Annotated in this window: 12 protein-coding genes and 2 pseudogenes; 9 read left to right on the top strand and 5 right to left on the bottom strand. The window is 69.3% G+C overall.

Annotated elements, in window-relative coordinates; translation table 11 throughout:
* Positions 1-11: 11 nt before the first annotated feature.
* The 5 genes and pseudogenes from ACGFIB_RS24755 (at position 12) to cphA (ending at position 5,021) form a co-directional block, all read left to right on the top strand.
* Entirely contained in the window at positions 12-380 is a 369-nt protein-coding gene (locus tag ACGFIB_RS24755; protein WP_030510433.1) for a VOC family protein, read from the top strand.
* A 237-nt stretch (positions 381-617) separates the two neighbouring features.
* A pseudogene (locus ACGFIB_RS24750) lies at positions 618-770 on the top strand (ISL3 family transposase); the annotation flags it as partial.
* Positions 767-1,015 (top strand): annotated as a pseudogene (locus ACGFIB_RS24745) (ISL3 family transposase); the annotation flags it as partial. The pseudogenes ACGFIB_RS24750 and ACGFIB_RS24745, both read left to right, overlap by 4 nt.
* Before the next feature lie 371 nt (positions 1,016-1,386).
* On the top strand, positions 1,387-2,211 hold the full coding sequence (locus ACGFIB_RS24740) for a cyanophycinase (RefSeq protein ID WP_393375252.1): 825 nt from the start codon (positions 1,387-1,389) through the stop codon (positions 2,209-2,211).
* Between the two features lie 44 nt (positions 2,212-2,255).
* Entirely contained in the window at positions 2,256-5,021 is a 2,766-nt protein-coding gene (cphA, locus tag ACGFIB_RS24735) for a cyanophycin synthetase (protein ID WP_393375249.1), read from the top strand.
* Between the two features lie 417 nt (positions 5,022-5,438).
* Here the strand turns inward: cphA and ACGFIB_RS24730 are convergent, their stop codons facing one another.
* Positions 5,439-5,993, bottom strand: coding sequence for a CGNR zinc finger domain-containing protein (locus ACGFIB_RS24730; protein WP_393375247.1), 555 nt, complete (start codon positions 5,991-5,993; stop codon positions 5,439-5,441).
* Between ACGFIB_RS24730 and ACGFIB_RS24725 the strand changes: the two genes are divergently transcribed.
* Positions 5,916-6,971 (top strand): NAD(P)-dependent oxidoreductase, encoded by a 1,056-nt coding sequence (locus ACGFIB_RS24725; protein ID WP_393375627.1) that lies wholly within the window; start codon positions 5,916-5,918, stop codon positions 6,969-6,971. The genes ACGFIB_RS24730 and ACGFIB_RS24725 overlap by 78 nt on opposite strands.
* Before the next feature lie 273 nt (positions 6,972-7,244).
* On the opposite strand, the gene ACGFIB_RS24720 is transcribed toward ACGFIB_RS24725, so the two are convergent.
* Positions 7,245-7,838, bottom strand: a complete 594-nt coding sequence (locus tag ACGFIB_RS24720; protein ID WP_393375245.1) for a hypothetical protein — start codon at positions 7,836-7,838, stop codon at positions 7,245-7,247.
* Between the two features lie 58 nt (positions 7,839-7,896).
* A complete protein-coding gene (locus ACGFIB_RS24715; RefSeq protein WP_393375242.1) occupies positions 7,897-8,262 on the bottom strand; it encodes a hypothetical protein in 366 nt (121 codons plus the stop codon).
* 187 nt (positions 8,263-8,449) lie between these two features.
* On the opposite strand from ACGFIB_RS24715, the gene ACGFIB_RS24710 reads away from it, so the two are divergent.
* Both ACGFIB_RS24710 and ACGFIB_RS24705 read left to right on the top strand, forming a co-directional pair.
* Positions 8,450-9,109 (top strand): response regulator transcription factor, encoded by a 660-nt coding sequence (locus ACGFIB_RS24710; RefSeq protein ID WP_393375624.1) that lies wholly within the window; start codon positions 8,450-8,452, stop codon positions 9,107-9,109.
* Positions 9,102-11,090, top strand: coding sequence for a sensor histidine kinase (locus tag ACGFIB_RS24705; protein WP_393375239.1), 1,989 nt, complete (start codon positions 9,102-9,104; stop codon positions 11,088-11,090). Before ACGFIB_RS24710 ends, ACGFIB_RS24705 begins: the two co-directional genes overlap by 8 nt.
* Positions 11,091-11,216: 126 nt before the next feature.
* Here ACGFIB_RS24705 and ACGFIB_RS24700 read toward each other — a convergent pair whose 3' ends face one another.
* Together ACGFIB_RS24700 and ACGFIB_RS24695 are read right to left on the bottom strand one after the other, a co-directional pair.
* The gene (locus ACGFIB_RS24700) at positions 11,217-11,744 is read right to left on the bottom strand and encodes an SMI1/KNR4 family protein (RefSeq protein WP_393375237.1); all 528 of its coding nucleotides are present in this window, start codon (positions 11,742-11,744) and stop codon (positions 11,217-11,219) included.
* Between the two features lie 247 nt (positions 11,745-11,991).
* Entirely contained in the window at positions 11,992-12,513 is a 522-nt protein-coding gene (locus ACGFIB_RS24695; protein ID WP_393375235.1) for a PAS domain-containing protein, read from the bottom strand.
* A 148-nt stretch (positions 12,514-12,661) separates the two neighbouring features.
* Here ACGFIB_RS24695 and ACGFIB_RS24690 point away from each other — a divergent pair, with 148 nt between their 5' ends.
* Positions 12,662-13,591, top strand: a complete 930-nt coding sequence (locus ACGFIB_RS24690) for a LysR family transcriptional regulator (RefSeq protein ID WP_357248865.1) — start codon at positions 12,662-12,664, stop codon at positions 13,589-13,591.
* Positions 13,592-13,597: the final 6 nt, after the last annotated feature.

The raw sequence follows: 13,597 nt of genomic DNA, 5'->3' as shown, positions 1-13,597 counted from the left end.
GGAGCATCATCATGCCCGCCACCGGCCCCGACTTCATCTCGCTCCAAGCGCGCGACCTCGACGCATCGCAGGCGTTCTACGAGCAGTACCTCGGCCTCGTCCGCTCGCAGGCCGGACCTCCGCACGCCGTCGTCTTCGAGACGAAGCCGATCGCGTTCGCACTCCGCGACATCGTTCCCGGCACCGATCTCGCATCCGCTGCTCAGCCCGGCATCGGTGCCGCGATCTGGCTCCACGCCACAGACGTCCAGGCCATTCACGATGCTCTCGTCGCCGACGGTCACACCATCGTCTCCGCACCGATCGACGGCCCCTTCGGTCGGACATTCACCTTCGCCGACCCCGACGGCTACCAGATCACTCTCCACGACCGCGCCTGACAGGCCAAACGCCACCGGACGATCACCGGCCCCCAAAGACCGCGGTTGCGCCCGAGGCTCGATAATCCGGGCGACGTTTGTTCACCCGCGGTGATCACCTTCCCGGCTCTTCACACTTGGGGTGGGCGGAGTGTGACGTCGAGCCGGGCGGTCATGGTTCAGCGCGTCGAGAGCCGGATATCGGTCGAGGTCTCTCAAGGATGGGGTTCCTACGCCGCCCATCCGGAAAACCTCGACGTGCCCGACGCTACCGTCGGCGCGGGCTTCGCCTGCGCTGATCTGACCACCTTCTGCCGACTCGACGAACTCGGACTCGATGTCACCGGCCAACGACTCGACCCCGACCGTGCCGTCCTAGCCTGCCGTGTCGTTGAACCTGACCAGTGCGGATGATCGCCGCCTACCGCGAACCTGACCGCAAGCTCGGCAAGGAGTTAATGGATAAGCTGATCGACTCCCTCAGCGCCGGCGTCCCGGCTGCCCTCACCGAGCTCGTCACGCTCGGCCGGACACTGAAGAAGCGGACCGACGACGTGCTCGCCTACTTCGACCGCCCCGGCAACCTCACCAACTACATCGCCAGGTCCCTGTTCGAGACCGGCGGCTTCAGGCCGCGACTACACCCTCGTCTGTGAAGAGCCGGAGAACCTCGTGGATGTTGTCGCGCGTGCGGGGGAGGTCCTCACCCGCGTTGTCGAGCGGGTGCCGTCGTGTCCGCCGGAGGATGTAGCTGGTGGTGGAACGCCGGAAACGATGAGCCGGAGCGGGGCTGGATTGACGTGGCCACGACGGGATGGCCGTTCGGCACCGGCTCCTTGTGCTGGCTGATCGAGGCGTGTGGAGGTACGGACCCTCATTACTGAAGGGGCACGGCCGGCACGTCCGCGGCGCCCTGTGCTCCGAGTAACGCGAGCACCCGCGCTCCCAAACCGGGCCATGCGGGCCGATCCGGTTGCTATCGGTTGATATTTGACAACTGAGGGTAACCACTGGTCGGGGAGGGAGCATGGACGCGGACGAAGGGGATAAGCCCGGCGATCTGGGCCACCTGCTTGTCATCGGGGGCGCCGAGTGCCGCGGTTCCGGCTTGCTTGAGCGGTTCGTGGAGCTGTCTGGCGGTGAGGCGGCCAGGATCGTGCTGGTCACTACGGCCACCGGGGTGCCCGAGGAGGTGCACGCCGACTACGAGCGGGTGTTCCGCAAGCTCGGCGTGGGCACCAGGGAACTTCGGCTGCGCGGGCGCTCCGACGCCGACGGCGAAGCCGCGGCCAAGCTCCTCGACGACGCCACGGGCGTGTTCTTCTCCGGCGGCGACCAGTCGCGGCTGCGCGCCCTGGTCGGCACGCGGGCCAACGAGATCCTGCGCGGCCGGCTGCGCGCAGGCGGCGCGGTCATCGCCGGGACCAGCGCCGGCGCCACCGCCATGGGCCGCACGATGATCCTCGGCGGCGAAGGCCCCGGCGTGTCCGCCGCCACGGTCCGCACCGGCCCCGGGCTCGGCCTGCTCCCGAAGGCGCTCATCATCGACACGCACTTCAGCGAGCGCGCCCGGCTTCCCCGGCTGCTCAGCGCCATGGCGCTCGACCTGGAGTACCTGGGCGTCGGCATCGGCGAGAACACCGGGATCCTGGTCGACGGCACCCGCTTCGAGGTGCTCGGCACCGGCGTGGCCACGGTGGCTGACGGGCGGAACGCCACGGTCATCCACGCCGCCGGGGACGAAGACCCGATCGCCCTGTCCGGCGTCCGGCTGCACCTGCTGCCCGCCGGGTGCGTCTTCGACATCGCGACCCGCGAGGCCACCATCGGGCCCGCGCACGACCGGTACTGACCACCGCCGGCCCGCCCATCCGCCCAACCCTTGGGGAGTGTCACGTGCGTCTCGACGACCTGCGTCACCTGAGCGGACCTAACTCATTCAGCACCCGGCCGGTCACCGTCGCGCGGCTCGAGCTCGAGGAGCTGACCGACCGGAAGACCACCGAGTACCCGGGCTTCGCCGGCCGGCTGACCGCGGCCCTGCCCGGGCTGGCCGAGCACCACTGCGCGGCCGGGCGTCCGGGCGGGTTCCTGGAGGCGATGGCCGGGGGCACCTACTTCGGCCACGTCACCGAGCACGTGGCGCTGGAGCTGTCCAGCCTGGTGGGCCGCGACGTGTACCTGGGCCGGACCATGTGGGCCGGCGCCGACGGCCGCTACGACGTGATGACCGAGTGCCCGCAGGACGAGCCCGCGCAGTCCTCGGTGCCTGCCGAGCTGCTGGAACTGGCCATCACCACGGTCAAGCACATTCTTCTTGAACGTATGCCCGACCTGCCGCTCGAACTGGCCAGGATCGCTCGGGTCGTGGAGCGGGAGCGCCTCGGCGTGAGTACGGCCGCGCTCGCGGGCGCGGCCCGTAGCCGGGGAATACCGGTCCGCCGGGTCGGTCAGCTGAGCATGCTGCGGCTCGGCTACGGGCGCTATCGCCGGCTGGTGTGGGCCGCGCTGACCGAGCAGACGTCGGTGATCGGTGTGGACATCGCGGCCGACAAGATGCTGGCCAAGCAGCTGCTGACGGGCGCGGGCATCCCGGTGCCCGATGGTGTGGTGGCCTGGAGCGCGGCCGACGCCGCCGGGGCGCTGGGCCGGCTCGGCGGGCCGGTCGTGATCAAGCCGCTCCACGGCAACCACGGTGCCAATGTGACCGTCGGCGTGACCACCACCGCGGCCGCGGTCGCCGCATACGCCCAGGCGGCGGCCGACGGCGAGGGCGCGATCGTGGAGAAGTTCGTGCCCGGCACCGACTACCGGGTGCTGGTGGTCGACGGCCAGGTGGTGGCCGCGGCCGAGCTGCGGCCGGCGTCGGTGACCGGGGATGGTGTCTCGGACATCGCCCAACTCGTCGACGTGGTGAATGCCGATCCCCGCCGGGGCGAGGGCCACTCCCGAGAGCTGACCAAGATAAAACTGGACGAGCGCGCGCTCGCGCACCTGGAGACCCAGGGCCTGGGCCCGGCGTCGGTCCCGGCCCGCGGCCGGCTCGTGACCCTGCGCCGGAACGCGAACCTGTCCACCGGCGGAACCAGCCGCGACGTGACCGACCTGGTGCACGAGGACGTGGCCGACGTGTGCCGCCGGGCCGCGGCCGCGGTCGGCCTGGACATCTGTGGCATCGACATGCGGCTGGCCGACATCGCGGCACCGATGCGGTGCGGCGGGGCCGGTCACGGTGAAGCTGAGCTCGGGGCCGTGATCGAGATCAACGCGTGCCCGGGGCTGCGGATGCACCTGTCCCCCGTGGAGGGCGCGCCGCGGGACGTGGCCGGCGCGGTGATCGACAGCCTGTACCCACCCGGCGCTCCATCTCGGGTCCCGGTCGTCGCGGTCACCGGGACCAACGGGAAGACCACGACGGTCCGCATGATCGGCCACATCCTGAGCAAGGCCGGGATGCGGGTGGGGATGTCCACCACGGACGGGGTCTACTCCGGCGGCCGGCTGGTCTACGACGCCGACGCCTCGGGCCCGCGGTCCGCGGACATGGTGCTCGACGACACCAGCATCGATGCCGCGGTGCTGGAGACGGCGCGCGGCGGGATCATCCGCGGTGGGCTCGGCTACGACCAGGCCGACGTGGCCGTGGTCACCAACATCACCGCCGACCACCTGGGCGCGGACGGCGTGGAAGATCTCGGTGAGCTGGTCGAGGTAAAGGCGCTGGTCGCCGAGGAGGTTCGCGAGGGCGGGACCGTGGTGCTGAACGCCGACGACCCGGTGGTCGCCGCGCTCGCCGACCGGCCGCGGGTGCACAGGCACGCGTCCGTGATCAGGTATTTCAGCCTGGTGAACGGCAACCCGGTCATCGAACGGCACCGGCAGGCGGGCGGCCTGGCCTACGAGCTTCGCAACGGCGAGCTGGTCGAGTTCGATACGGACCGGGAGCGGGCGCTGCTCACCGTGGCCGAGCTGCCCGGCGCGTTCGGCGGGCTCGCCCCGCACGTGATCGCGAACGCGCTGGCCGCGGTGGCGGCCTGCCGTGGGCTCGGGGTCAGCGTCAAGGACATCCGGCGCGCGCTGGGCACGTTCACGCCGGGCGAGTCGAACCCGGGGCGCGGCAACGTCTACCTGGCCGGCGGCGGCCCGGTGATCCTGGACTACGGCCACAACGCCGCAGCGCTCGACGCGACCGGCCGCATGATCAACGATGTCTGGGGCGGCGAGCCCGTTGCCGCGATCACGCTGCCCGGCGACCGCCGCGACGACCTGGTGGCTCGCTCGGCCGAGGCCGTCGCCGCGTGGTTCGGCCGGGTCGTCGTCTACGAGGACGCCGACAAGCGCGGCCGCCGGCCCGGTGAGATGACCGGCCTGATCACCGCGGCCATGCGCCGGGCCCGGCCCGGCATTGGCCTCGCCACCGCCGAAGGACCGCAGGCCGCCCTGCGCATCGCGGTCACGATGGCCGCCGGCCACCCGGTCCTGTTCGTCTACGAGAAGCTAGCCATGGCCCGCCAGGCCCTCGAGGCCCTGAACGCCCGCCCCTGGCCCGCCGACGCAGTCCCGCCCGCACCCACCGACGCGGCCCCGCCTGCTCCTTCTATCGAGACGCCGCAATCTCGGATGGCTGGAAGCCCCCTCCGGGGGATGAAGGCCAAGGGGTGATCTGCTTTGTCACGCATTCGGCCTTGGCGCGGAAGTCGGGGTCCGCGATGAAGATCCAGGAGCGGTGCTGCCAGGGGTTGATCGAATCCTGGGCCCGCCGGCGACGCACAGTGGAGGCTGACACGAACGTGGCGATGCCCCGCTCCATGGTGCCCGTCTCACGGGCGACGCGAGCGTTGGAGCGCCGCGCGCCGCGCGCAGGACGCCCTGCGCGTGCAAGCGCAACCGATACTCGGTCTTGTGCCTGTAGGCCATCTTCTTCAGCCGCTTGCGCTCGGCGGCGGTCGGCGCTGTCGGGCGGGCCGGGGCAACGGGCATGAGACGAGGGCCGATCGAGAGGTAGCCGGTAGTCGGACGGTGTCCTGTCCGTTGCTGCGCGGGTGGTCGGGCTTGCCGGGCCTGATCGCGGCTGCTGGCTCAGCTCTCGGCGAGTCGTGCCTTCTTGACCTTGTTGCCGCAAGTGTTCATGGAACACCAACGGCGGTTGGCTCCGCGGCTGGTGTCAAGGAAGAGCCCCGCGCATCCGGGGCCCTCGCAGTTCTTGATGCGGCTGCGGTGGGGGCCCCCGAGGATGTGGATGGCATCTGTGGCCAGGACCCCGAGGGCGTCACCGACAGGCGTCGTCTCGGTCAGGCGCCATCCTGCGAGATCGCCTTTGAGCGCGGCCTTCGCGTGCCCAGCGGCCGCGACCGTGTTGAGAGTGCGGACGTCCTTCGCATCGGGCTGTTCACCTGCGGCGACCGCCGACCCGATGCGGTAGATCGCCTCGCGCAGCTCGACGGCGTCCTTCAGATCGGTCGGCGACACGTCCGTGGCGTCTAGCCCTGTCGCCTGCAGCCACATCTTCAGCCGTGCGGGGTCAGTCAGCCGCTCTCGCGGCGCCATGCCGGCTCGATCGCTGACGGTGGCGGTGAACCGGAACGCCAGGACCTCGTTGTCCATTCGGAACACACGACGTACGTCCTCGGTCATTCCGGCCTCCGCGGCGAGCGACAACACCTCGCGAACCACCTTAGCCGGTTCGACACGACCGTATCCCGCGTGACATCGTGGAACTGCCTCAGGTGGTTCACAGAGAGGGTTCTCATGAGTGACATCGCGGTCATCGGTCTGGGAGCAATGGGGCGGCCCATCGCACGCAACCTCCTGAGGGCCGGGTACGACGTCGTGGTGTGGAACCGCTCCGACAGGCCCGCGGACGAGCTTGTCGCGGCGGGTGCCCGTCGAGCCGCCTCGGTCGCAGAGGCCATGCACTCGCCGGTGGTCTTCTCGGTCCTGGCCGATGACCGGGCCGTCGCCGAGACGTTCATCGACTCCGGTGTTCTCGCTCAGGCCCCGGGCGGGACCGTTCACGTCAACCTCGCGACGGTGAGCGCCGGCCTGGCTCGCCGGGCCGGCGCAGCGCACGCTGAGCATGGTGTCGGGTACGTCGCGGCACCGGTCTTCGGCCGTGTTCCGGTCGCCGAAGCCGGAGCACTCAACATCCTCGCGGCGGGCGAGCAGGGGCTGATCGACCGCGTGCAGCCGCTCTTCGACGTGATCGGCTCGCGGACCTGGCGACTCGGCGATCGTCCGGAGCAGGCCAACATCGTGAAGATCCTGGGGAACTACCTGATCGCCTGTGCGATCCAGTCGCTGGGCGAGGCTGTCAGCCTCGCGGAAGGCGCCGGTGTCGACTCGGGGCAGTTCGTCGAACTGCTGACCTCGACACTCTTCCCGGGAGCCGTCTACGCCGGCTACGGGTCGATGATTGCCGAACGGCGCTACCAGCCGCCCGGATTCACCACAGTCCTGGGCCGCAAGGACCTCCACCTCGCGCTCGACGCAGCGAACGACCACAACATTTCGCTCCCGATCGGTGAACTCCTGCGGACTGTCTTCGATCAGGCCATCGCCGACGGTCGCGGGGCGGACGACTGGGCGGTCATCGCGGAACAGCAGCCGCGGTGACCGCCGTGGGCCGATGACCGTGGCCGCGGCCTGGCGATCGCGCCACGAGGCGGCTCTTCGCGTTCTCTTGGTGCCGTTGACGCTGCTCGCGGGTGGGCTCATCGCCACCCCTGACAGCTGACGTGGCGACACGCACACCGTTTATGTGATCCCATTCCGACGGCTGGGGCGTTGATCTCCAGCGGGGCCAGAACTTCGACGGGAGTGCGGCGGTTTGCTGCATTCCGTTCGGGGCGGCCGCGTTTGAGGCCGCCCCGGGAGAATGCGGGGGACTTACTCCGCTGGCCGCGGTGCCGTGACTGTTGCGCCCACGACCGTCCGGTGCGCTTCTGAGCCGAGGAACAGGGCGATCCCTACGGCGAGGAGCAGCAGGTTGGTTGCCAGGTCGACGATGTTGGTGAGCAGGTCGTGGCGGTCGCTCTGGGCGAAGGTGAGTACAAAACCTCCGACGCCGTAGACGAGGGGCGCCCATCGGCGGCCGCGCGGCAGGTCGGCCCTTCGGGCGATGAGGACCCCCGCCACGAGCGCCACGAGCGTCGACCCGAGACCGCCTATCGGCAGGAGCACGTTGTCCTGGCCGGTCGTGAGCATGACGATCCCGCCGATGCCCAGCAGCACCCAGCCGACCGGCCACAGAGCCAGCGTGATCCGGGACGGCAGGCCAGACCCGGCTTCCTGCAATAGGGCGAGCCCGGCGGTGAGCACGGCGACCGCGAAGCAGGCGATGTCGCCGAGCGTGTTTCCGACGTACCAGGAGGTCGTCTTGTCCGCTGGATCGCCGAGCACGACGGCCCACCCGGCGAGGAAGAACAGGCCCCCGGCGATGCCGGCGGCGCCGAAGACACGGGCGCGGGAGAAGTGGTGCATGTCGGTCCTTTTTACGGCGGCCACGGCGGGCCGGTGGGTGGCGTGACGAAGGGCGGTGTCAGGTGATCGGGTGGGTCGTGAGCAGCAGCGCCGCGACGACCAGGGCGACGACGAGCCGTGCGGCGGAGATGATCACGTCGAGCGGAGGGACCGCGGGGAGTACGAACGCCGGCACGCCGGTCGCCGCCGTCAGCGCCTGGGCGGACACGACCGTGTTGCGGGCCCAGACCACCTCGCGCCACGCTGGCGGAATCGCCGTGAGGGTGAGAAGAGCGAATCCGAGAACCACCGACGCCACCAGGGGGTCCGGCGGCAGCCGATGGACGGATACGGCGATGTCCGAACCGGCGCACATCGCCGCGATGACCAACCCCCACCGTGCGGTAGGCGGGATCAGCGCCTTGCCGGGGCCGGCGTCGCGCATCGCATGGCTCCTTCCGGGTGACGTGGAACATCAGTCTGCGAAGACGGGTGCCGCGCGTGGATGAGTCGGCCTTCCTGAGAGGGGCCGCCGGAGCGGGAGAGATTCCCGGCGGAATCGGGAACACCGCCCTACGGCGGCCGTGATCGTGCGCCTTACCGCGCCACCCCGAGATCGTCATACTGTGCGCATGGAGACGGATCGCGACACTCGCGGCGCATTACGGGTACTCCTCGCCGACGATCACCCGGCGCTGCGGCGTGGACTCGCGCTTCTGCTCGACACCCTTCCTGGCATCGAGGTCGTGGCCCAAGCCGGGGACGGCGAGGCGACGCTGCGGGAGATTGCGCTGTATCGCCCGGATGTGGTCGTCATGGATCTGCACATGCCCGTGATGGACGGTGTGGAGACGACCGCGCGGGTGGTGCGCGACTATCCGGGTACGGCGGTCCTGGTCCTGACGATGGTCAGCGAGGACTCGATGGTGTCCGAGGCGCTCCGGGCGGGCGCCCGCGGCTACCTGCTGAAGACTGCAGAGTCGGATGAGATCGAGCGCGCGATCCGGGCGGTGGCCGCAGGTGATGCGATCTTCTCGCAGGCGGTCGCCGGACGGCTCATCGACCGGCTGTCGGCGCGGGAGCAGCCTCTCCCGCAGTTGTCCCCCCGTGAGCGCGAGGTTCTGGACGAGGTGGCCACAGGAGCGACCAACGGCGCCATCGCGCTGCGGTTGCACCTTTCGCACAAGACGGTCGCCAACCACGTTTCGACGATCTTGATGAAACTCGGCGTCGCCACCCGCGGCCAGGCCATCGTGATCGCCAAGGACGCCGGGCTGGGACGCCGTGGCTGACAGGCGCGCCCGCGCCGGTGTCATCGTGGCGGGAGTCGCGGGCCTCGTCCTGACCGGCGTCGCGATCGTCTTCGCCCACCTGTCCGGCGTCTCCTGGCGGGAGTGGGTGGACACCTACGCGATCACCAACATCGTGTTCGGCGTCGGGTTCGTCCTGCCCGCCTCGGTCATCGGGTGGTACCGGCCGGGGCACCTGGTCGGCACCTTGTTCATGATCAGCGGCCTGGGGCATCTGGTCACCGCGGCCGGCGGCATGCTGCTGACGTACTGGCTCCAGCACGGCTGGCCACTGCCACTGGAGCGCACGCTGGTCACCTTCTACTTCGCGGGCTGGCAGCTGGGCATCGGCTTCCTCGCCAACATCGCGTTGTTGGTCTTTCCTGACGGCCGGCTGCCGTCACGCCGCTGGCTCCCCGTCCTGTGGCTGACGATCGTCGCCGGTCTGTACGAAACCGTCAGCAGCGTCCTGTCGGACGGCACGTTCTTCGACCATCCCGGCGTCACGTCGATTCTCACCGTGGGAATCGTGCAGCCCAACCTCGCCGACGCGGTCTTCGACCTTTTGTTCATCCCCCTGAACATCGCGTGGGTCGCGGCGCTCGTCGTCCGGTACCTGCGCGGCGACGAGCGGACGAAGCGGCAGCTGCTGTGGCTCATCCTCGCGCTGATCGCCATGATCCTGCTCAACACACAGCGCTGGATCACCGGCAACGGACCGATCCTCCTGCTGCTGTCCTTCGTGATGATCCCCCTGGCCGTGGGCGTGGCGATCGTGCGTCACCAGTTGTTCGACATCCGGCTGGTGTTGTCCCGCACGCTGCTGTACGGCCTGACGCTGACCGTGATCGTCGCCTTGTACGCCGGCCTCGTCGCCACGTTCTCCATGCTCGTTCCCCCCACCGTCGAGCGGGGCGCCCAAGCCGGTGCCGCGATCGTGGTGTCGATCGCGTTCACGCCCGTACTGCTGCTGATGCGGCGCCTCACCGATCGCGCCTTCTACGGCGGCCGGTCCGACCCCGCCCGCACCGCGCAGCAGATCGGGCAGACGCTGCATCACGAGGACGATCTCGGTGGTGTGCTCGACCGCACCCGCACCGCCCTGCGCATCCCGTGGATCGAGTTGTCCACGGCGGACGGCGCTCTCCTCGCTCAGGCGGGCACATCGCAGGAGGGCCCGACCGTCGAGGTTCCGCTGCGGTACCGCGGCGACCACGTCGGGACGGTCCGCGTCGAGCTGCGCCGCGGCGAACGGAGCCTGCACACCGCCGACCGCGACACGCTCGGTCTGATCGGCACCCCTCTCGCGGTCGCACTGCACGCGCTCCAGCTGACCGAGCAGGTGCGCCAGGCCCGCGTCGCCACCGTGGAAGCCGCGGGAGCGGAGCGCGTGCGCTTACAGCGCGAGCTTCACGACGGCCTCGGCCCTTCACTGACCAGCGTGGCATTCCGTGCTGATGCGGCGTCCAACCTGCTTCGGTCCGATGTCGAAGCCGCCGGTCGGCTGATCGGCGAGGTGCGCGCCGACCTTCGAACGGTCATCAACGACGTACGGACCATCGTTTACGGCCTGCGCCCCATAGAACTCGATCAACTCGGGCTCGACGGTGCCCTTCGCGAACACGTGGCAGCCGTCCCCAGGCAGGCGGAACGGGAGATCGCCGTCGAGGTCGAGGTGCCCCATCCCATGCCCGCCCTGTCCCCGGCGGTCGAACTCGCGGCATACCGGATCGCGAAGGAGGCACTGACGAACGTGTTACGCCACTCCAGTGCCCGCAACTGCTGCATATCCCTGCGCATCGACGACCACCTGCACATCGACGTGAGCGACGATGGAAGCAAGCCCACCAGGTGGCGCCCCGGCGTCGGGCTTCGATCAATCGCCGAACGCGCGGAAGAACTCGGTGGAACAGCCACAGCGGGACCGGCCGCCAACGGGTGGCGGGTCACCGCTCGCATTCCGATCCACGGCAACAAGGCATAACCGCTCCGGACTCTCTTCGCAGGAGCCGGATACGCGCATGCAAGAGCAGGACGGCCGTCGCCCCAGGCATGACGCGGGCGGGTCCTGCGAACACCGGTCCCGACGGGACGGTGAAGTCCGCGATGATCAGCCCGCATCGGGTTGGAAATCCTTGAATCTGTCCATGTCACCAGCCACAAGGTCGAAGAAGCTGCGATGACGCTCGACGCCCGGCAGCCACGCGGCCGCGAAGCACGCTTCCCATTCTCCCGCCGGGCTGACGACGTGCGGGTTGAGGAAGAAGTCGCCGTCGTCGAACTGTCCGATCAGGATGGAATCGGGGAGGTATTCGGGGCGGTAGAACACGGAATCCTGCTCGTCGCCGTAGACGAAGTAGTCCTCATCTGACGCACTGTCGATCGGGTAGAGGGGATCGGGGTCCGCCAGTTCGGCCAGCCATGGGGCGAGGGCTCGCACCCGCCCGATCTCGTGGACGGGCCGGAAGATGCCCTCCCCCCATCCGTTGGCGACGCGGAGGAAGGCGCGATAACTCGGCGGGAGGCGTATCCCGAGACGTTCCTCCTGCTCGGCGATATCAGCCTCGCTCGTGCCTATCGTCGTGAACCCCGGTGCCTGCCCGAGAAGTTCACGCCATGCGTTGTCGGTGTCACTCATGGCGGTGACCTTAGCGATCACATCTGACATGTCATCTGATGTACGGCAGGTCGGTTCCGTCTGGGCTCGCCGAGCCGTGTTGGCCGGATCCGCCGCGGTCGCGACCGGCGCCCCGCTGGGAACGTCCGAGGCGCAGGCGCATCCCCGAACGGGAGCCAAGCCCAAACCCACGGTGGGGCGGGTGCCTGTCCGCACCGCCCGTAGCACGACCGACCTGCTGTGCTGGTCCGCCGGCGACGACACGTGATCAGGCTCTACGGCCGGAGCACTGGCCGGCAGCGGGGTCCCGAGCTACGGCTGGAGTATCAGGCAGCATTTCCCTCTCGAAGGATTCGCGTCCCGACTCGTCGAAGCGCGCGCAGAGCTCCTGTATTTCGTCCTTGAGAAGCACGACCTGAGAGAAACCGACCAGTTCGCCATCGACCCGGATCGGTGAGACCGTGACCAGGATCGTGGTTCTTCCGTAGGGCCTGGCGACGTAACGTACCGGCTCGACGCGGCCTTCCTCGAAAAGCCGGAGCATGGCGTCGAAACGGGGATTGGTCACCGCTCGGCGATGTCGCTTCCGGACGTCGTTTCCGATGTATTCGGGCTTCCGGTCGAGGTGCTCCGAAGCCCACTTGTTGTAATACATCACCGTTCCGTGGCGGTCGAGGACGGTGACTCCGAATCCAGCCTGATCGATCAGCCGGTCCGCCCACTGGTCCAGGCTCCAGTCCGTGGCGATGCGGCTCTCGGCGACTTCGGCCGGCTCGACCTGAGATGACATCGATACCTCCGAAGAGGGGAGTGATGGATATCCGCCGTTCAAAGTCTGGGCGTTCGGGCCCGAGTTCACAATGAGTCTTTTTGGGAGTGAGCCTTCGGCCCAGCCGGAGGCTCCTCGGGATGGGACTGATGGGAGTAGCGTCTCGGCCATGGCGTACGACCTGACCGATCTCCAGCTGTTCCTGCAGGTGGTGGACCAGGGCAGCATCACCGGGGGTGCGGACCGGTCGCACCTGTCGCTGGCCTCGGCCAGCGCGAGGATCAATGCGATGGAGAAGGCTCTGGGGGCGCCGCTTCTGATCCGGCATCGCCGTGGCGTTGTGCCGTCACCGGCAGGGTGGCTGCTGGTGGCCCATGCCCGTGAGGTCGTTGGGCAGATTGCTCGAATGCGTTCTGAATTGTCCCGATATTCCGACGGCCTGCGGTCCACATTGGTGATCTCGGCGAACACTTCGGCGACCGAAACGCTCGTGTCGTCGGTGATAGTCGACTTCCTGGCCGACAATCCCGACATCGATCTGGAACTGGAGGAGCGGCCGAGCCATGAGATAGTCGCCGCCGTCACCGACGGCCGGGCGGAACTGGGGATCATCGCCGATACCGTGGACTCGGGCCGGCTGGAACGGGCGGTGCTGCGTCCCGACCCGCTGGTCGTCATCACCCGGCCAGGCCATGCTCTGGCCGCGCGTGCTCATGTCGCGTTCAGCGAGTGCCTCGGCCACCCGTTCGTCGGCTACACCGAGGGGAACCCGTTGCAGGAGCATCTGAGCGGGCAGACCCAGCCGCTCGGGCTCCGGCCTCGCTACCGGGCGCATCTGCCGACCACGGAGGCGATCTGCGGCGCGGTAGCGGCCGGCGTCGGCATCGCCGTGGTTCCCGCGCGCGCGGTCGTCCGTTGGCGGCGTACCTACGACCTGCGGATCGTGGACCTGACGAATCCCTGGGCGAAGCGCAACCTGCTGTTGTGCGGCCGGCGCTGGTCCGGGCTCTCCGAAGCCGCGGCGGCGCTCGCCGCCCGCCTCAGAGCGCACGGGGCGCCCGCCGCCACACCGGGTGACGGCGGCGCCGAGGGCGCGTAGACGTCT

It is taken from the genome of Microbispora bryophytorum (assembly GCF_043197435.1).
GTDB lineage: Bacteria > Actinomycetota > Actinomycetes > Streptosporangiales > Streptosporangiaceae > Microbispora > Microbispora bryophytorum.
This window is presented reverse-complemented; position numbering and strand designations above follow the sequence as displayed.